Below are 18,642 nucleotides of genomic sequence, written 5' to 3'. Positions count from 1 at the left end.
TTGTTACGTTTTAAAGTCAAATTTAAGTCAGATACCCAATTTTAGGGAGGTTATTTTTCATCCAATCACGGCATAATAGGCACCTATAAAAATAATCCTGGACCAGGACATGTCTGCTCAGCATGAAAATATATATTCAACGGCGAATATATCTTTTCAAAACTCGATGACCGATAAATCACTGAAATTATCTGAATGTGATCTGCAAAACCGTCAGCTAATCGAACAGGCGCTGACAGACTCTCATGCCCGTATTCCTGCCCCGTTTCAGCAATATTTTCACGATTATGTCTATACGCATAGTCATACTAATTTACGTCAAATCAACTATCTGGCACAAATTGCCTTTTTGCTGTATTTCTTTGCCGATATTCTGATTATTCCAGACATGTTTTTTATTTCTGGTCTGATGCGCGTCATCTTGGTTCTAGGCGCTATGCTTTGCTGTTATTACTTGTTTAACACATATAAAAATATTCAGATTCTAGATAGAATCCTGCCGATCGCCACCACTGTGGCTGCAGCTGCATGGATTGGCTTGCTGGTGCTTTCAAGCAGCCCCCATGTTGCTACCTATATTTATGCCTCTGCGATCTTTATTCTCATCGCCAATCTGTGTATACAGACCCAATTTAAAGTTGCGGTCTATTGTTCCATCTTGATTGCCCTGTTTATCATGATTGGAGTGACCCAGTTAATGAATGCATCTCAAGCCTTTATTTTTACTGTCGTTTTTAGTCCACTCTGGTTTTTTAGCATTTATATTAACTGGAATAATATTCTGAACGTACGGCGTTCCTTCCTGCGCTCTTTGCTGGACGAATGGAACTATCAAACCTTAAAAAATCTGGCACATACGGATGATTTGACCCAGTTATACAACCGCCGCCATTTTGTCGATATGGCTGAACGTTCTATTCATCAATGGCCCAAACATGCCAGCACCTGCCTGCTGATGTTTGATGTCGATCATTTTAAAAATATCAATGACAACTATGGGCATGACATCGGCGATCGCGTACTACAACTGATTGCTGAAGTCACCCGTAAAGAAATGCGCCATAGCGATGTACTGGCACGTTTTGGTGGTGAAGAGTTTATTGCTCTCTTGGAAGATACCCAGCTGCCAGACAGTCTGGTGATTGCAGAGCGAATTCGTTGTGCAATTCAGAAACAATTTGTTTATGCCAAACCGAACCAGCCCATTCGTTTTACCATTTCGATTGGTATAGCAGAACTGGAGTCGCCTACGCAAAAGCTGGAGGAGCTGATCAAGCAAGCCGATATCGCTTTATATCAGGCGAAAAAATCAGGCCGAAATCGGATTGAAGTTTATCATTCCAAAATGCTGGAAAGCCCAAACCTGCTCCAGCCAATCCCTGGAATGCCTTTAAGCCCGTGACCCAGCAAGGTCATTCAAAGGCCAATCAAACCAAGCAATTCTGATCTGCCCTTTAAATAATGAAATCAGGAATATTAGTGAAAGCTTAAATTTTTATAAACTTTACATGGAAAAGTTGCATATTCTATCACGAAGAAAAAATCCTCATAAAAAAGAGCACCGAAGCGCTCTTTTTTATCGGGATATCTCCGATCAACCAGATATTTACCACGTGCATAGCGCTTGGCATCATTCAGGCAAGAAGCCGTGCTTCGTAAAATCCCTCACTGCCGCGAGCATAGCTCTTGGCGTAAAATCGGCTAAAAGCTATCGCTTTTAGAAATCCCGATTTTACTCCCATTCAATAGTTGCAGGTGGTTTAGACGATACGTCATACACAACACGAGAAACATCTTTAATTTCATTCATGATACGAGTCGAGATTTTATCGACTAGATCATAAGGAAGATGCGCGAAACGAGCAGTCATAAAGTCCACAGTTTCTACTGCACGCAGTGCAATTACCCATGCATAACGGCGACCATCACCGACAACACCGACAGATTTCACCGGCTGGAATACCGCAAATGCTTGAGCAGTCTTGTCATACCAACCGCTGGCACGAAGTTCCTGCATAAAAATGTCATCAGCAAGACGTAAAATGTCTGCATATTCTTTTTTCACTTCACCCAAGATACGCACACCTAGACCTGGGCCTGGGAATGGATGACGGTAAATCATGCTGTGTGGCAAGCCCAAAGTGGTACCCAATTTACGTACTTCATCTTTAAACAAGTCACGTAATGGTTCAACCAGTTCAAAAGCCAAGTCTGCTGGTAAACCACCCACGTTGTGGTGCGATTTAATCACATGTGCCTTGCCCTGTTTGCTTGCAGCAGATTCAATCACGTCTGGATAAATCGTACCTTGAGCCAGGAATTTTACCCCATCTAATTTACGTGCTTCTTCAGCAAAGACTGCAATAAACTCACGGCCAATAATTTTACGTTTTGCTTCAGGATCAACTTCGCCTGCAAGTGCAGTCAAGAAACGCTCTTCTGCAGCAGCACGGATGACACGAATCCCCATATTGTCAGCAAACATTTGCATCACTTGATCACCTTCGTTCAAACGAAGCAGACCATTGTCGACAAACACACATGTCAGCTGATCACCAATCGCTTTATGCAACAGCGCTGCAACGACAGATGAATCCACACCACCTGAAAGACCAAGTAATACTTTTTCATCACCGATCTGTTGGCGAAGCTGTTCTACACGTAGATCAATAATGTGTTCTGGCGTCCATAGACCGCGGCAACCACAAATTTGATGAACGAAGTTCGACAGTAATTCTGCCCCTTTAGAGGTATGTGTCACTTCAGGATGGAACTGAATACCATAGAAACCACGAGTTTCGTCAGACACCATCGCAATTGGACAGCTTGGAGTTTGTGCAGTGATCTGGAAGCCTTCTGGAATACGGGCAACCTTGTCACCATGACTCATCCAGACATGCAACTGGTTTTCACGGTCCTGTAAATTACCGATCAGCTTGTCACGTACCACGATATCAACTTCTGCATAACCGAACTCATGCACAGTACCTGGCTCGACTTTACCGCCAAGCTGTTCGCACATGGTTTGCAGGCCATAACAAATACCCAATACCGGTACACCGAGCTCGAATACCACTTGTGGCGCACGCGGGCTGCCTTCAAGGTGAACGCTCTCAGGTCCACCAGACAAGATGATACCGTTTGGATTAAATGCACGAATGTCTTCTTCAGACATATCATAGGCATACATTTCAGAATATACACCAGCTTCACGGACACGGCGTGCAATGAGCTGACTATATTGAGAACCGAAATCCAGAATCAGGATACGATCTTCAGTAATTTGAGTATTGGTAGTCATGACGAACAACTATGAAAGGCAAACGAAAGATAAGCGCCGTATTCTAGCATTTTTCTTGTGTTTAAGCACACTATTCCAATTGGTTTAAATATTAAACAGTTAAGAAATTTCAGAAAATAATGCCCTCATTTTTGACTGGTTCACAGGAGAGCAGAGTTTCGCTGCTTTCCTGTTCCAGCCAAATGAATGGTTTATTTCACGCGTTCAATCTGAATCACTTCAATATCGGTGGGTTTGTTGCGGTGCGTATCGACCTCGCCCCAGACTTCTACCCGATCGCCTGCTTTGAGCTTTAATCTTTTCCAGTGGTCGTCATCCACATCAATCATGATGCTGCCGGTTTTATCTCTTAATTCAAATTCGTCACTTTGTGCTGCACGCTGTTTGACGATCTGCCCCCTTAAGGTCACGCCGGTTTCATCTTTCATTTTATGTGCCTGAGCAATACTGACTACATTCTGTTTTGCTTCCTCCAGAATAGCCTGATCTGATTTAGCCCAAAGTGCCGGACTGGCAGCTGCCAGAACCAGTGTCGCCAGAATATATTTTTTCATGTGTTTTGACCTGCCATTTTTATGATGATTCTATGATCTAAACAGAAAGCCGAAATAGATGCCGCAGACGTTGTGTAACGCCATGATGAACTTGTGTTGTCTGCTCAAAAAGCCCCAATAAAAATATGTTTATACGCTGATACATCCACTTTAAAAGTGAAGGGATTCGCCCGACAGCAGAAAAATAAGCCGCAAAATAGTCGACTTTTATTACTGACTTTATAGGTGATCGCTGTTAGGATTTGAGCACACTTTTGCTTGTACTGGGCTCATGGAACTGATTGATTTTATCTTGCATGTTGATGATCACTTGCTTGAATTTATCACCAATTACGGGATCTGGATTTATGCCATTCTTTTCCTGATTATCTTTGTGGAAACAGGTTTGGTGGTGATGCCGTTCCTGCCCGGCGACAGCTTGCTATTTGCAGCAGGTGCTTTGGCAGCGTCTACAGGTGTGATGGATCCCTGGGTACTGATTCCGCTTTTATTTGTTGCGGCAGTATTGGGCGATACCCTGAATTACCATATTGGCAAATATATCGGGCCGCGGGTTTTCGAGATTGAATCGCGCTTTATCAATAAAAAACATTTATTGGCAACTCAGCAATTCTTTGCCAGACATGGTGGTAAAACCATTATTTTTGCGCGTTTTGTGCCTTTTGCTCGTACCTTTGCACCTTTTGTCGCTGGTGCTGGCAGCATGAATTACAAATATTTCCTGAGCTATAATGTAGTAGGTGGATTTATCTGGATCAGCTCATTTGTCATTCTGGGCTATATGTTCGGTAATATGCCGATCGTCAAAGATAACTTCACCTATTTGATTTTCGGTATTATTATTTTAAGTGTCTTGCCAGGTGTGATCGGCTTTATTCAACAAAGACTCAAAAAAAGTAAAACAGCTTAAGATTTTTTATAGCCTGTGCATTTAATCCCAAAGCTTGATCAGTAATGGGATCAGACAAAGCAGTACAAACAGAGCCGAGCCTTTATAAATAAGGCCGGCTTTTATTTTTTCAGAGTGACTGCTCAAAATTGCCTGACCAAAGACCATCCAGAAAATCCCTACTGGAACGGTACTCAAGCAAAAGGCAGCAAACACCAGAACAAAGTTGGTCGGACTTTGCCAAGTTTCCATGGGTAAAATCCCGGAGGCCAACAATGCTGCTTTAGGATTGCTTAAGGTGACAGTAAACATTTGCCAGGGACGAATCTGCGGATGATTTTTGCTATAGCGTTCTAACTGCTGGGCCTTATATAAATGCAGCGTCATCCAGCCCACACAGATGGTACTCAGGACATACAGCAAGCTTTTGAAGTTTGGCCAGATCGGTAAAGCCAGATGAATCAACAAAGCCCAGACATTAATCGCATAAAAATAGCCCATCAGAATGGCAGGAATATAAAGGCTGGTTTTGGCCTGACCCTGCTGATACGCAGAGCTGGCGACCAAGGCATTCGCCGGCCCTGGAATCATCAGAACGGCGATTAGCCCCAATACAAATAACCAATTTTCAATCATCGTGATGAACTATTCCGGGCCTAGCTTATAGCTTAATCAATATTCTTACGCCAGAACAGCTCTATAAATCTAGAATGCTGAGACGATACGCGCCATTTCAAGTGATATTAAGCGGAATATCAGCTCGGCTATTTTGAAAAAAGCATAAAAAATGCTGACCCAAGATCAGCATTTATGAGGAGATCAGGAATTTGTTATTTAGCAATATTCTGACGAACCACAATCGGACAATTTTTGTAACGGGCGGCCTGAACAATCGCTTCCTGTTCACCTAACAGCCGTGCCAGTTCGGTTCGCTTGGTATTGGATGACTGTCCCATATTGACGGAAACACTCGGACCAATTCCCCAACCACCGCGACTGCCCCAGCCACCACCCAGACCGACGCCCAGACCTACACCCGTGCGTTTTGGCGCTTCCACACCATTGTCGATATATTGCTGAATACGGTTATATTCGCCTTGCAGCTGCTGACAACCCAAGGTCTGATACTGGGTCGGGGACACATAGGTGGGTTTCACCGTTGTTGCACAAGCACTCAGCAATGCAAGTGCTGCAATACTCAGGCTTAATTTCACAAGTTTCATAGTTAACTCGATCTTAGTTCTGCTCTATCTCATTGAACAACGATTGATAGGCCTGAGTCAATTTATGATCAGTAGCCAAATGAATCAGGGGCTGATTTTTATGATGAGATTCTTTCATTAAGATGGAGGGCGGTAACATACTATTGAGTACGGGCAATCCTTCATCTTTCAGTTGCTGCACCACTTCACGCGGTAATCTGGCCTGTGCCTGAAACTGATTCACCACAATACCTTCAATTTCCAGTCTTTCATTATGGTCATCTTGGGTTTCAATGACATTTTCAATCAGGGTCTGTAAGGCGCGTTTAGAAAACACATCACAGTCAAATGGAATCAGCACGCGGTCTGCCGCAATCAAAGCCGACAGTGTAAAGAAGTTAAATGCCGGCGGGGTATCAATAAACACCCGATCATATTGCCCGGACAATTGTTGTAAAGCATCTCGCAGTTTGTAGATTTTATGCTTGGACTCCAGTGCATGTGCCAAGGCGCCCAGTGTCGGGCTGGCTGGAATCACATCCAGATACTTAAAGGGAGACTGATGCACATAACTTTCCAGACCTTTGCTACGGCTTTTCAAAATCGAGCCAATTGCATTGCCGAGCAAGCCTTTACTTTGCTGATTGCCCAGCACATTTTCAAAATAGTTTTCAATATTCGGTTCTAATGCCGGCTTGTCACTTGAATAGGTCGCATCGTCACCTAATACGTATTGACTGGAATTGGCTTGTGGATCCAGATCAATGAGTAAAGTTTTTAAACCCTGATGTGCGCTGATCGCGGCCAGATTAACGGTAATACTGGACTTACCCACCCCACCTTTTTGATTAAATACCACACGTGTATGCATGTCCCCTCCTGTTATTTTTAACTACTTTTATCACACTTGTATTTTTTAATTATTCACATAGGCAGACTGCGCTTGAAGTCACAGCCTGCTTGATTTTAGCCAAAATTCGGCTTGATCATCACCAAGATCAAAATAGAAACCAATGAAACTACCGCAATAAATAAGCCAGCCCGGCGTTGTGCCAGCAAGATTGAATCATCTTTTTTATAGGCTTTAGCTAAAGAGGATACCAGCACAAAAAATAAAATAACCTTGGCATAAAACCAGGGTTGCACATCAAAATCCTTGATCACCAATGACACAATACCTGTAAACGCGATCACCGTAATGGCCAGATGCTGTAAAGCCACCAGCGCAATTCGTGCCTTTGGATTCGGTAGGTTGCCTTGTGTACCAATAAACAAAGTCAAGGCACGGGCAAGAATGGCGACAATCGCCAATCCTGCTGCTGACATATGAATAATTTTGACTAAAAGTTGAGTTTCCATCATTTCCTCTTAGTTTTTTGGTGCATGTGCACAAGCTGGACTGGTCGTGTCCTGCCCTGCCCATTCTTCAGGCAAAAATGCATGGATTGCCAGCGCATGAATCTTGTCTTTGGCCAGTAAATCACCAGCAGCAGCATAGACTTTCTGATGACGCTGGACTGGACGTAAACCGGCAAAGGCCTGACTGACAATCACAGTTTTAAAATGAGACTCTTTTCCAGGGAAATAACCGCCATGACCCGAAGACTCATTCACCACGTCTAAATGGGTTGGAGATAATTGTGCTAAACGATCTTTCAGTTGTTGTTCTAAGCTCATGGCCTGACTCCAATCTTTGAAAATATAAAGTCAGTATACCTTGTTCTGCTGAGTATTTTGGTAATCTGTCACAGCGCAATCTGTTGATTGTGGCGAAGTTTCATGAATTCCCACATGAATATTGGTGATTTATTGTCTGGTCCAAAGTATTTTGCTTTTATTTTATGCAATTGATACAAGAATTTTAACAAAGGTGTTGACCACATTTTTTCATGCTGTATTATACACGGCATGCGGGAATAGCTCAGTTGGTAGAGCATAACCTTGCCAAGGTTGGGGTCGGGAGTTCGAGTCTCCTTTCCCGCTCAAAATTTTTTAATTTAGTTTTTTCATTTAAAAAACTTTATAGACTCCGCGGGAATAGCTCAGTTGGTAGAGCATAACCTTGCCAAGGTTGGGGTCGGGAGTTCGAGTCTCCTTTCCCGCTCCAGATTCAAAAAGCCCTCATCGAAAGATGGGGGCTTTTTTTATGTTGATTTTATTATGTTTTTTAAAAAACCTTCTTCCTTTGTTATTCGATTCAATAAAAAATATTCTTAATGTAATTTGTATTTTGTGACCAAGATGTGACCATGGCGTGCCCACGACCATATCCGTTGTTCTGAACTGTAATTACGCTCCACTGGTCAAGAATGTGACGGATTATACCGAAGAAGAATATCAGTCCATTCGGACAGAGTTACTCCGTAATACGCATGGTCAAAATCATTGGTTTATGATTGCCCATTTACTGGGTCACATTGACCCTACAGAAACCTTTAAAAGCTATATTCATCTGAGCTACCTGATCGCTGGGCATAAAATACTGCAATATCATCCAGACATAGATACTCAATTAGTAAAGAAGATGATGGGTTACCTACCTTCTTTCAAATTTTTAAACACAGTAAAAGATACTACTCCATTCAATTTTGAAAAGCATGCTATTCATTTAAGTCAACAGTTACTCAACGACCAAACTGACTGGTTAAAAAGTAACTTAGAAGACATTCTGGATGAGGTTTCATTTAACTCACAGCCTCATGATTTTTTTAAATATTTCGCAGGAACAAAGGAATCCAAAATCTCATTTGCATGGTTTTTTAAGTGCCTAAATTTACTGGAAATTCATCATGATCCAGATCAGGTCTCACAGGAAATGAGCTTACCTATAGAACTGGTTGAGTACTGGTATAAAAATGCCAAACAACTGGGCCAACTCAAGTCTCAAAAAAACAACCCAAGGTTATTTGATCTCAACAACACGAATCATCTTGATAAACCTTTAAAACCCGCCATGATTGATACCATTGAAGAGTGCACAGCAAGGAACTATTTCTTTGAAAATATTCAAAATATCTTTGAAAAAAAGCCAGATCAAATAAAAGCGGTGCTTGAGACATTTTTAAGTCGTGTTACGGTTTCGCATACTGGCATTCATTATCGATGAAATAAAATCGATCAATTGGAATCATTTTATTCCAAGGTAAAAGACCTGTTTCCCCATCAATTTTGGCATTTGCTTGGACAAGACTTGGTACAATTGTTAGATAAAAAGAAACAGCCTTTATTACTGAAGCTGGCTAAATCGAGCACAACAGAGCATCCTACCACTCAAGAAGATTATGTTCGTCCCCAGCTTTACTCAACAAAAGATGCCAAAGCACTGGCCGCATTTAAATTCTGTTTACATTTAGCCTGTATCGGTAGACTACGATCTCTTGAACTTAAAGCTGAAGGTCTAAAAATAACTACATACTGTTAAATAATTTAACCGTTGCTTCCTTATCTAAAACCAAATTTACTATATTTAGTAAAAATTGAGTGTCTGATCAACGATAATTAAATAGTATAAACTCTATGAATTAGCAGCGTCTGAAACAGGGATCGGTCATGCGTACAACATCAGAAAAAACTGCAAAACAGAAAATGATATTAGCTAAGGCAGTTTTAGCTGCTGCTGAACGACTTGGTCTTGCACAGGATCAACTAGCCTTAATACTCAGTATAGATTCGGTGAAAACTTTAACCTCTCTTGAATTAGATCCCACTTCAAAACAGGGAGAAATCGCCCTCACTTTAATCCGTATTACCACATCATTAGATGCTCTGACAGGTGGGGATACAGCCTGGATGCAGCATTTTATGAAATCACCCAATAAATTGATGAATGGCATTCCAATAGAACAGATTCAGAACCCTCAGGGATTGGCCTCTGTTTTACAATTGGTGGAAGGTCTTCGGGCTAAACTTTAAGATAAGCAAAGTATTAGGCTATACACAGAAAAGTCTTTCAGAAAAGACCAAAGTGAATAAAACAACAATTTCAGAGATAGAGAATGGCCATTTTACAGGTTCATTTGACATATTTGAACGTGTGCTTGATGGCATGGGTTTACAATTCGAAGTGAATAAAAAAAGTTTAACTTGCCGAATGGGATGAAATTGAAGAAATATTTGCGGAATATGATGAATAAATTAGATTAGATCTATGTTCACATTTGATATCTACACCTAATAATGTAGGCATAGTTCCAATGGTCAGCGCTCTCCATTAGATTATGAAAAGGCCCATCAAAAGATTAATACCAGTCAGTTAAGGAAATTTGGATGAAAAACAAATCTAAATTTCCTTATATTTGAATTTAAATTGATCTAAATTTATGTCTTAATTGAGCATAATTTTAGTTTTTCAATTCTTAACTGACCGGCATTATGGTAGGTATCGGGCTTTCATCATTCAATTTAGGAAGCGAGCAAATTGCGCAAGACATAGTGCAAGATACCACCGGCCTTAAAGTATTCCACCTCATTCAAGGTATCAATACGACACAACACTTGAAAATGGCTACACGTACCATCGGTATGTTGCACATCTACTTTCAGCATTTGATGCGGATGAATATCATCCGACAAGCCTAAAATTGACAGTGTTTCATGGCCCGTTAGGTTCAAGATCTGCCGGTTTTGACCCTCTAAAAACTGTAAAGGTAACACCCCCATGCCAACCAGATTGGAACGGTGAATCCGCTCAAAACTTTCAGCAATCACCGCTTTCACCCCCAACAGGTTGGTGCCTTTGGCCGCCCAGTCACGTGAAGAACCGGTACCATATTCTTTCCCAGCAATCATTACGAGTGGGGTTTGTTCTGCCTGATAGCGCATTGCCGCATCATAAATCGAGAGTTTTTCTGCACTTGGAATATGCAGGGTATTGCCACCCTCCTCGCCACCCAGCATTTCGTTTTTGATGCGGATATTGGCAAAGGTACCTCGCATCATCACTTCATGGTTGCCACGGCGGGAGCCATAAGAATTAAAGTCTTTTACATCAACCCCCTGTTGCTGCAAATATCGGCCGGCCGGACTATCTTTTTTGATATTACCCGCCGGGGAAATATGGTCCGTCGTGACTGAATCGCCTAATATAGCCAAAATCCGTGCCTGTTTGATCGGCTGAATTGGTCGCACCGGCTGATCAATTTCTGCAAAAAAGGGAGGATGCCGGATATAGGTTGATTGTTCATCCCAAGCATAGGTTTGACTTTGTGGAATCTGGATCGCTTTCCACTTGGCATCGCCTTCAAACACTTCCGCATATTCTTTCTGGAACATCTTGGTATTCACATACTGCAGTGCGGCATCAATTTCCGTTTGTGTCGGCCAGATATCTTTTAAATAAACTGCTTGGCCATCAAAGCCTTCACCTATCGGCTCAGCAGTGAGATCAGTTCGAATATTCCCGACCAGACCATAGGCAACTACTAAGGGTGGCGAGGCGAGCCAGTTGGTTTTCACCAAAGGATGCACCCGTCCTTCAAAGTTACGGTTTCCGGAAAGCACTGAGGCTACATTCAAATCAAAACATTGCACAGCTTCTTCAATCACTTCAGGTAAAGGTCCCGAATTACCAATACAGGTAGTGCAACCATAACCCACTAGGTTATAACCCAGTTGATTCAAATAAGGCGTCAACCCTGCTGCATCAAGATAATCGCTGACCACTTTGGAACCTGGAGCCAGTGAACTTTTCACCCAAGGTTTCCGCTGCAAACCTTTTTCGATTGCTTTTTTGGCCAATAGGCCTGCTGCCAACATGACACTGGGATTCGAGGTATTGGTACAGGAGGTAATGGCTGAAATCACTACATCACCATGCTGCAACGGATATTTTTCACCATCAATCATACAAAAAACATTTTCATGTGGCAGGTTGGCCTGTTTCGCTTCAACAGCCGTACCTCCCCCTCCTTCATTTTCCAGACGCTCTTTTTCTTCTTTGACCGGCTTCAAGGTCAGATCCATGAAGGCATGAAAGGTTTTTGGCACTTGCGACAATAGCACACGATCCTGCGGGCGTTTCGGGCCCGCCAGACTGGCTTCTACTGTCGACATATCTAAAGCCAGAGTGTCGGTAAAGACGGGTTCATCCCCCGGATTACGCCATAATCCTTGCAACTTGCTATAGGCCTCTACCAAGGCAATTCTTTCCGGCTGACGTCCGGTTAAACGTAAATAGGAAAGCGTTACCTCATCAACCGGGAAAAAGCCACAGGTAGCGCCATATTCGGGTGCCATATTGGCAATAGTGGCACGGTCAGCCAAGGGTAAATCGGCCAGACCATCGCCATAAAATTCGACAAATTTTCCAACTACGCCTTTTTGGCGCAGCATCTGGGTAATGGTCAGCACCAGATCAGTTGCTGTAATACCTTCTTTGAGTTTACCTATGAGCTTAAAGCCGATCACTTCTGGAATCAGCATGGAGATCGGTTGGCCCAGCATGGCCGCTTCCGCTTCGATGCCGCCCACTCCCCAACCTAACACGCCTAAGCCATTGATCATGGTGGTATGTGAATCGGTACCGACTAAGGTATCAGGAAAGGCAAAGCGCTGCCCATCGACCTCATTGCTCCAAACTACTTGTGCCAGATGTTCCAGATTAACCTGATGGCAAATCCCGGTTCCTGGCGGCACCACGCGAAACTGATTGAGCGCAGCCTGCCCCCAACGTAGAAACTGGTAGCGCTCGCCATTGCGTTGCATCTCAATGGCGACATTCTGCTCAAAAGCTTGCGGGCTGGCAAAGTAATCGACCATCACCGAGTGATCGATGACCAAATCCACCGGTGACAACGGATTAATTTTTTCCGGGTCACCACCGGCTTTGGCCACCGCTGCACGCATCGCGGCAAGATCAACCACTGCGGGAACACCGGTAAAATCCTGCATCAGCACCCGTGCCGGACGATACTGGATTTCCTGTTCTGAGGTTTGGTTGTTTAACCACCCTGCCAGCGCATGAATATGCTCGGTTTTCACCGTGAGCTGATCTTCAAAACGTAGTAAATTTTCCAGCAAGACTTTTAAAGATTTTGGCAGCCGGGACAGGTCGCCCAATTGCGCTTGCAATTTGGACAGGTTGAAAATCTGATAGTGTTCTGAACCGACGGTCAATGTTTCTAAGGTATTAAAACTATTGATATCACTATACTTGGCCATCTAGTTTACCTCCGGCTTGAGATGTTATTTTTATGATCACAGTCCACCACTTCTTTACTTACTGTATGCCAACTGCGCGGCGGGTTTGTTATTATTTATTATCGGATTGTGCTAGGCAGTTAAATGCAGGGCTGCCAGGAATTTTTGCCAGAGAGTTGTCGACAGTTCAGATCCGGCATCGACAATTTTTCTGCCAATTCCGTAAGGAGATAAGTTAAATTGAACCGCGTATTTTCAGAGTGATTTCAGATCACTACGTAGCTAGGGCTGTTTTACAGATCGAAATGATAAATTGCTTTAAAAAAGAAACTAATATATTTCTTATAGAACCTAAAAGAAATAAATGTGTCTACAATAAATGAATCTTTACTTCAGCAAATCAAAAAAAGACGAACCCTATTGGGCTTAAAGCAAGTTAATATGCAATCCCGTACAGGCATTTCAAGACAGCAGTACCAAAAACTGGAAAGTCAGGGCAATCCACGATTAGAGACCTTAGAAATTATCGCGGCAGGATTAAATGCTCAACTGATGCTCATTCCAGATGATAAAGTTCATTTAATCAGACAATTATTGAATGATGAAATTAAAATCACGATCGAAGATCAGGATGACTTAATGACCAACCCATGGAAGGGTCTTCTCGGAGATGAGGAATCATGAATCCTCTTAACGAGGTATTTTACCGGGTACTGACCATTATTAAAAAATTTATGCTTCATCCATAATCCATTCTTTAAAAAGAGCATCCTCGATTTCATAAGTACCATTTTCTGGTTTAAAAATAATTTGTTTTTTTGATAAAGAACGTAGGGCAGATTGAATACTTGATACTGCAATGCTGTCTACACCGATGGAGTCAGCAAGATGCTGTCTAAATTGAATACTGTAAAGTTCAACTTGTGATTCAGCTATGGCTTTTAAGAGCAGCTGTTCTAATAACTTAAACTCTCCCCATAATCCTGAAAAGTCACGGTGCCCCATTGTATCGGCTATAAGCTGTTCCTTTGCAAAATCTATAGCCAGCATTGGGTTTAATGCTAAACGCTCAACCAATGACCTCACCAGTTGAGGACTTTGCTTCATATCTAAAAAAGCACACCATAAAATTTCTTTATCCAAACTACGTCCTGTTGTTTGATTAAATACATCTGCCAGATGATCTGTAAATGCTTTTGTTAGATTTGGAAAAGGTAAATTCTGCCCATAATGAAAAAATGGAGCACTACTCACAGAAAACATTTGTCTCAAGCCCTCTCGACTTGAACCAGTAAAAATTACCTTTATCGTTTCTTTATGCATATCTAAAGCAGTACGCAAACTGGCAATAGTTGTTTTATATTTTGAACTAGCTAAAGCCTGAATCTCATCAAGTAGCAATAAAATAGGTTTACCCTGCTGAGCCAGTTTTGTAATACTAGATAAAATACTGGAATTCACTTGCCCTTGTGCAAGAGTCACTTCGGCTTTTACACCTGCCACCTCTGTACTTAAAGAGCCAATATTTTTAATCCAATGATTGGCTTTACCAATCAAGCCATTTTGCTGTGAAAACTCATCAAGAGCTTTTACAAACTGTCCTTCACTATGCAGGCCTGCATCTAAAAAACTGAAATAAAAAACGCGCCATCCAAGCTGTTCTGCTAAGGGCGTAATATCTTTTCGTAAAAATTCAGTTTTTCCCATCCGGCGTGGGGCAAAAAAAGTCAGAGAACTAGGTGTTTAGTCCCAGATTTTAATGGTGCAATATTCTCAGATAAATGGAAGGAAGCACTATGGGACAAGTTCTACACAGCAGCGCCACAACGACACAGGCAGTGCGTCGAGCAATACAAAATAGTCAAGAGAGCTTAAGAACGCTAGCCAAGCGTTACGGCATCAATCAAAAGACCGTCGTAAAATGGAAGAAACGTACTTCAGTAGATGATCTTACAACCGGGCCAAAGAATCCTCGCTCAAGCGTGTTATCGCCTGAAGATGAGGCGGCAATTGTTGCTTTTCGAAAACGCACTTTGTTGCCGCTAGACGATTGCCTTTATGCATTGCAGCCGCGGAGTTCCTGCACAATCTGGTTAAGGCTGTGCCCTATAGAATCCATACGGTGCTAACAGATAACGGCATCCAGTTCACGAACCGCACCTGTGATCGCTACGCCTCTGAGCACATCTTTGATCGGATTTGTACTGAATGTGGCATTGAACATCGTCTTACCAAGGTCAAGCATCCATGGACCAATGGACAGGTCGAGCGGATGAACCGAACGATTAAAGAAGCTACTGTCAAACGGTTCCATTACGACGATCACACTCAGCTATGCATTCACCTTGCTGATTTTATTGCTGCATACAACTTCGGTCGCAGACTCAAAACACTCAGGGGCCTGACTCCCTACGAATTCATCTGCAAACAGTGGACAGATGAACCTGAACTTTTTAAGATTGATCCGATCCATCAAATGCCGGGACTAAACACCTAGCTAGTCCAGTCTCAAACATGCCTAAAATTTGTTTAGCTAGTTCTGTACGTGGAAAATGCCAAGGGTCATTGGAGATGCTACTCATTTTAATTACTCAGCAATGATTCTTTATTGCTATAGATTGTATTAGATTCCATTAGATTGTAAATGTCTAATTAGACTTCTTTAATCTAATAGGATCTAATCATCCAATAAAGCACCTTTGCACCGATCAACCGACACATTTTATAACTCCATTATTTTGTGGCTTAATAGCCATATCTAAACATAAGACCCAATATTATGGATTTAAGATTCAGAAAAACCTGAAGAAGTTGTTGCGTTTTATGTGAGAGGCTTCGTAAAGAACGACTTTATCTGGAAATAAATCCACGCTCAAAAAACTTAATGCTTACTATAATTGATGGGGTGAATATTGGCTTTGGGGTACACTGGTCTCCTCAACAGCAATCACAGGTCGACCATTAATTGCCTTTGAATACAGTGCTGAAGCGATCCGTAAAGGTTTAGAACGCTCCTCGTACCTACTCCCATTAAGAAGGTGACCCATTAAGAAAAAACTTTCCTACACAGCACATGGGATTACCAAGTCATATATATGATGCCTCACCCGATTGCTGGGCGTGCTCCAGAATTTTGATGGTTATTCAGTCCATCATTACCTACATTCAAACGCTCTAGTTTTCCAATTAGCTCAGGTTATAATAATGGTCACCCAAAATACGATTGATCTATTATGAACACCCCCAATGACCCTTTACACGGCAAAAAACTTGCTGACATTTTGGATGAATTATTGGATTACTACGGTGGCTTTGAAGGTTTAAGTCGTAAAATTGAAATTAGATGTTTTTGCATAGACCCAAGTGTTAAATCATCATTGCGATTCTTGCGTACCACACCATGGGCACGTGAAAAAGTAGAAAGCTTATATTTGTACGTCTTACGCCAAAAGGCAAAACAGAAACCGTAGACCCAGGCCCCTCTCTCATCATCAAATTATACCAGTCAGTAAAATATTTTACATTAAATCATATATTTAAAATTAATATTATTTAATAAAATAAATCTCAGCGACTTTATCGAGATTGGAATCAGAGAGCTCGAGTCTCCTTTCCCGCTCCAGATTCAAAAAAGCCCTGATCGAAAGATCAAGGCTTTTTTTATGCATTGTCTATTTTAACCAATAAACGCTGACCAGCCCAAAACGAGTGCTTAGTCAGAGCTTGTCTTCATTTAAAATTAGAAAGTGACCCGCTGATAATCACGATATTGCGGTGTCCAGAAATTATGCTCAATCGCTAATTGCAAGTCCTCAATACTTACTTTAGGCGCCACCCCATCCTCAATTGCTGCAAGGGCGACTTTCAACGCAATCTGCTTTGAAATAGACTGCAAATGATCGAGACTTGGCAATAAATCCGCTTGTGGGTCTTGCAACTTAGGCGAACAATCCGCCAGAGCATTACTAGAAGCCATCAGCATATTATCTGTAACACGCTTCGCACCCGAAGCAATCACCCCCAACCCAATTCCGGGGAAAATATAAGAATTATTGCACTGTGAAATATGATGGATTTTTTCCTGATAATTCACCGGTGCAAAGGGGCTACCTGTGGCAATCAGCGCTCTACCCTTAGTCCATTGCAAAATATCTGCCGGTACTGCTTCTACCTGTGAAGTCGGATTGGATAAAGGGAAAATAATTGGCTGCACGCTATTCTCAGCCATAGCTTCAACCACTTCCTGTGTGAATAATCCCGGTTGCCCCGAAACCCCAATCAGTACTGTTGGCTTAGCATGCTTCACGACATCTGTTAATGAAATCATGGCTTCAGCATCTGCCCAGCTTTCTACATGTTCAGCAGGCTGTGCCAATTTACGCTGAAAATTTAGTAAATTCGGCTGATTTTCAGTGATCAGACCAAAGCGGTCGACCATAAAGATTCGTGCACGTGCTTCGCTATCGCTCAAGCCTTCCGCAATCATTTGTTTAATGATCTGTTCCGCAATCCCGCAACCAGCTGAACCAGCCCCCAGAAATGCCACCACCTGATCTTTCAACTGCTTACCTGCTGCACGTGAAGCGGCAATTAAACTTCCGACCGAAACCGCAGCGGTTCCCTGAATATCATCATTAAAACAGCAAATGCGATCACGGTATTTTTCCAGCAAAGGCATGGCATTTTTCTGCGCAAAGTCTTCAAACTGAATCAATGCATCCGGCCAGCGCTGCTGAATGGCCTGAATTACCATTTCGACAAAAGCATAGTATTCATCGCCGCTGATCCGCGGTTCACGCCAGCCCATATAAATTGGATCATTCAGCAATTGCTGATTATTGGTGCCGACATCGAGAGTGATCGGCAAGGTATACGCCGGGCTGATTCCCCCACAGGCAGTATAGAGTGCCAATTTACCAATCGGAATCCCCATTCCGCCAATCCCCTGATCGCCTAAACCCAAAATGCGTTCGCCATCGGTAATCACAATCACTTTCACGTTCTTTTTATTAATATTGTGAATAATCTGTTCGATCTGATCGCGATCCGGATAGGAAATAAAGATTCCGCGATGACGGCGATAAATATCAGAAAAGCGCTGACATGCCTCCCCCACAGTCGGGGTGTAAATAATCGGCATCATCTCGCTAAGGTGATTTTCAATCAGGTGATAAAACAGGGTTTCATTGGTATCCTGGATATTACGCAAATAAATATGCTTGTTGATATCACTATTAAAAGCACAATATTGCTGATAAGAGCGCTGACTCTGTTCCTCAATGGTCTCGGTCACATGAGGAATCAAACCATGCAAATTAAAGCTTCTACGCTCTTCTTCAGTAAATGCAGAACCTTTATTGAGTAACGGGAGTTCTAATAAGGTGTTTCCAGCATACGGAATATATAAAGGGCGTTTACTGTTCAAATTTTCTCTGGGCATTATTTAACTCTTCTAATCAATCCTCGGCACTTCGCCGAAAACAATGACATCACTATCGTTATTTTATATAGCCTATCCTGATTTTAGCCTTTTGGGGTATTTAGTAAATTGATAATGCT

Annotated in this window: 14 protein-coding genes, 2 tRNA genes and 5 pseudogenes; 11 read left to right on the top strand and 10 right to left on the bottom strand. The window is 42.3% G+C overall.

Annotation, left to right across the window (positions count from 1 at the left end; all coding sequences use genetic code 11):
* Positions 1-109 precede the first annotated feature (109 nt).
* Positions 110-1,446 (top strand): annotated as a pseudogene (locus tag FTU40_RS08055) (GGDEF domain-containing protein).
* 286 nt (positions 1,447-1,732) lie between these two features.
* On the opposite strand, the gene guaA reads toward FTU40_RS08055, so the two are convergent.
* Both guaA and FTU40_RS08045 read right to left on the bottom strand, forming a co-directional pair.
* Entirely contained in the window at positions 1,733-3,301 is a 1,569-nt protein-coding gene (gene guaA / locus FTU40_RS08050; RefSeq protein WP_005094597.1) for a glutamine-hydrolyzing GMP synthase, read from the bottom strand.
* Positions 3,302-3,492: 191 nt separating this feature from the next.
* Positions 3,493-3,855, bottom strand: a complete 363-nt coding sequence (locus FTU40_RS08045) for a NirD/YgiW/YdeI family stress tolerance protein (protein WP_005173783.1) — start codon at positions 3,853-3,855, stop codon at positions 3,493-3,495.
* A 271-nt stretch (positions 3,856-4,126) separates the two neighbouring features.
* Between FTU40_RS08045 and FTU40_RS08040 the strand changes: the two genes are divergently transcribed.
* Positions 4,127-4,765, top strand: a complete 639-nt coding sequence (locus FTU40_RS08040) for a DedA family protein (protein ID WP_074383709.1) — start codon at positions 4,127-4,129, stop codon at positions 4,763-4,765.
* Between the two features lie 21 nt (positions 4,766-4,786).
* On the opposite strand, the gene FTU40_RS08035 is transcribed toward FTU40_RS08040, so the two are convergent.
* From FTU40_RS08035 to FTU40_RS08015, 5 genes are all read right to left on the bottom strand, one after another.
* Entirely contained in the window at positions 4,787-5,380 is a 594-nt protein-coding gene (locus tag FTU40_RS08035) for a hypothetical protein (protein ID WP_005094603.1), read from the bottom strand.
* A 194-nt stretch (positions 5,381-5,574) separates the two neighbouring features.
* Positions 5,575-5,967 (bottom strand): hypothetical protein, encoded by a 393-nt coding sequence (locus tag FTU40_RS08030; protein WP_180040445.1) that lies wholly within the window; start codon positions 5,965-5,967, stop codon positions 5,575-5,577.
* 13 nt (positions 5,968-5,980) lie between these two features.
* A complete protein-coding gene (locus tag FTU40_RS08025) occupies positions 5,981-6,817 on the bottom strand; it encodes a ParA family protein (protein WP_005094607.1) in 837 nt (278 codons plus the stop codon).
* Positions 6,818-6,912: 95 nt separating this feature from the next.
* On the bottom strand, positions 6,913-7,305 hold the full coding sequence (locus FTU40_RS08020; RefSeq protein WP_005094609.1) for a SirB2 family protein: 393 nt from the start codon (positions 7,303-7,305) through the stop codon (positions 6,913-6,915).
* 9 nt (positions 7,306-7,314) lie between these two features.
* Positions 7,315-7,623: a BolA family transcriptional regulator gene (locus FTU40_RS08015; RefSeq protein WP_005094610.1), complete on the bottom strand. Its 309-nt coding sequence runs from the start codon at positions 7,621-7,623 to the stop codon at positions 7,315-7,317.
* A gap of 233 nt (positions 7,624-7,856) precedes the next feature.
* On the opposite strand from FTU40_RS08015, the gene FTU40_RS08010 reads away from it, so the two are divergent.
* The 5 genes and pseudogenes from FTU40_RS08010 to FTU40_RS07990 all read left to right on the top strand — a co-directional run bounded on the left by FTU40_RS08010 (position 7,857) and on the right by FTU40_RS07990 (position 10,079).
* Positions 7,857-7,929 (top strand) — tRNA-Gly (locus tag FTU40_RS08010).
* Between the two features lie 48 nt (positions 7,930-7,977).
* Positions 7,978-8,053: transfer RNA gene (locus FTU40_RS08005), tRNA-Gly, on the top strand.
* A gap of 162 nt (positions 8,054-8,215) precedes the next feature.
* A pseudogene (locus tag FTU40_RS15125) lies at positions 8,216-9,367 on the top strand (site-specific integrase); the annotation flags it as partial.
* A 128-nt stretch (positions 9,368-9,495) separates the two neighbouring features.
* Complete coding sequence (locus tag FTU40_RS07995) at positions 9,496-9,858, top strand: MbcA/ParS/Xre antitoxin family protein (protein ID WP_074383711.1); 363 nt, start codon at positions 9,496-9,498, stop codon at positions 9,856-9,858.
* Positions 9,818-10,079 (top strand): annotated as a pseudogene (locus FTU40_RS07990) (helix-turn-helix domain-containing protein). The gene FTU40_RS07995 and the pseudogene FTU40_RS07990 overlap by 41 nt, the downstream one beginning before the upstream one ends.
* A 268-nt stretch (positions 10,080-10,347) precedes the next feature.
* On the opposite strand, the gene acnA reads toward FTU40_RS07990, so the two are convergent.
* Positions 10,348-13,104, bottom strand: a complete 2,757-nt coding sequence (acnA, locus tag FTU40_RS07985) for an aconitate hydratase AcnA (protein WP_180040443.1) — start codon at positions 13,102-13,104, stop codon at positions 10,348-10,350.
* A gap of 354 nt (positions 13,105-13,458) precedes the next feature.
* Here acnA and FTU40_RS07980 point away from each other — a divergent pair, with 354 nt between their 5' ends.
* On the top strand, positions 13,459-13,767 hold the full coding sequence (locus FTU40_RS07980) for a helix-turn-helix transcriptional regulator (protein ID WP_005173768.1): 309 nt from the start codon (positions 13,459-13,461) through the stop codon (positions 13,765-13,767).
* A gap of 48 nt (positions 13,768-13,815) precedes the next feature.
* On the opposite strand, the gene FTU40_RS07975 is transcribed toward FTU40_RS07980, so the two are convergent.
* On the bottom strand, positions 13,816-14,790 hold the full coding sequence (locus tag FTU40_RS07975) for a hypothetical protein (protein WP_257223530.1): 975 nt from the start codon (positions 14,788-14,790) through the stop codon (positions 13,816-13,818).
* An 89-nt stretch (positions 14,791-14,879) separates the two neighbouring features.
* Here FTU40_RS07975 and FTU40_RS07970 point away from each other — a divergent pair.
* From FTU40_RS07970 to FTU40_RS07960, 3 genes and pseudogenes are all read left to right on the top strand, one after another.
* Positions 14,880-15,580: pseudogene (locus tag FTU40_RS07970) on the top strand (integrase core domain-containing protein).
* Positions 15,581-16,011: 431 nt separating this feature from the next.
* Positions 16,012-16,201, top strand: a pseudogene (locus FTU40_RS07965) (type II toxin-antitoxin system HipA family toxin); the annotation flags it as partial.
* Positions 16,202-16,316: 115 nt separating this feature from the next.
* Entirely contained in the window at positions 16,317-16,553 is a 237-nt protein-coding gene (locus FTU40_RS07960; protein WP_005173763.1) for a VF530 family DNA-binding protein, read from the top strand.
* 269 nt (positions 16,554-16,822) lie between these two features.
* Here FTU40_RS07960 and FTU40_RS07955 read toward each other — a convergent pair whose 3' ends face one another.
* Positions 16,823-18,523, bottom strand: a complete 1,701-nt coding sequence (locus FTU40_RS07955) for an NAD-dependent malic enzyme (protein WP_074383716.1) — start codon at positions 18,521-18,523, stop codon at positions 16,823-16,825.
* Positions 18,524-18,642: the final 119 nt, after the last annotated feature.

This window comes from Acinetobacter sp. YH12100 (genome assembly GCF_013419135.1).
Taxonomy (GTDB): Bacteria; Pseudomonadota; Gammaproteobacteria; order Pseudomonadales; family Moraxellaceae; genus Acinetobacter; species Acinetobacter pseudolwoffii.
The sequence above is the reverse complement of the archived record's forward strand: the minus strand, read 5'-3'. Positions and strand labels throughout refer to the sequence as shown.

Bases quoted from the DNA above. Each gene is read 5' to 3' on its own strand.
- FTU40_RS08040 (WP_074383709.1), top strand. From the start codon at position 4,127: ATGGAACTGATTGATTTTATCTTGCATGTTGATGATCACTTGCTTGAA.
- FTU40_RS08015 (WP_005094610.1), bottom strand. From the start codon at position 7,623: ATGAGCTTAGAACAACAACTGAAAGATCGTTTAGCACAATTATCTCCA.
- FTU40_RS08030 (WP_180040445.1), bottom strand. From the start codon at position 5,967: ATGAAACTTGTGAAATTAAGCCTGAGTATTGCAGCACTTGCATTGCTG.
- FTU40_RS08045 (WP_005173783.1), bottom strand. From the start codon at position 3,855: ATGAAAAAATATATTCTGGCGACACTGGTTCTGGCAGCTGCCAGTCCG.
- FTU40_RS07995 (WP_074383711.1), top strand. From the start codon at position 9,496: ATGCGTACAACATCAGAAAAAACTGCAAAACAGAAAATGATATTAGCT.
- FTU40_RS08020 (WP_005094609.1), bottom strand. From the start codon at position 7,305: ATGGAAACTCAACTTTTAGTCAAAATTATTCATATGTCAGCAGCAGGA.
- FTU40_RS07960 (WP_005173763.1), top strand. From the start codon at position 16,317: ATGAACACCCCCAATGACCCTTTACACGGCAAAAAACTTGCTGACATT.
- FTU40_RS07975 (WP_257223530.1), bottom strand. From the start codon at position 14,790: ATGGGAAAAACTGAATTTTTACGAAAAGATATTACGCCCTTAGCAGAA.
- FTU40_RS07955 (WP_074383716.1), bottom strand. From the start codon at position 18,523: ATGCCCAGAGAAAATTTGAACAGTAAACGCCCTTTATATATTCCGTAT.
- FTU40_RS08035 (WP_005094603.1), bottom strand. From the start codon at position 5,380: ATGATTGAAAATTGGTTATTTGTATTGGGGCTAATCGCCGTTCTGATG.
- acnA (WP_180040443.1), bottom strand. From the start codon at position 13,104: ATGGCCAAGTATAGTGATATCAATAGTTTTAATACCTTAGAAACATTG.
- FTU40_RS08025 (WP_005094607.1), bottom strand. From the start codon at position 6,817: ATGCATACACGTGTGGTATTTAATCAAAAAGGTGGGGTGGGTAAGTCC.
- guaA (WP_005094597.1), bottom strand. From the start codon at position 3,301: ATGACTACCAATACTCAAATTACTGAAGATCGTATCCTGATTCTGGAT.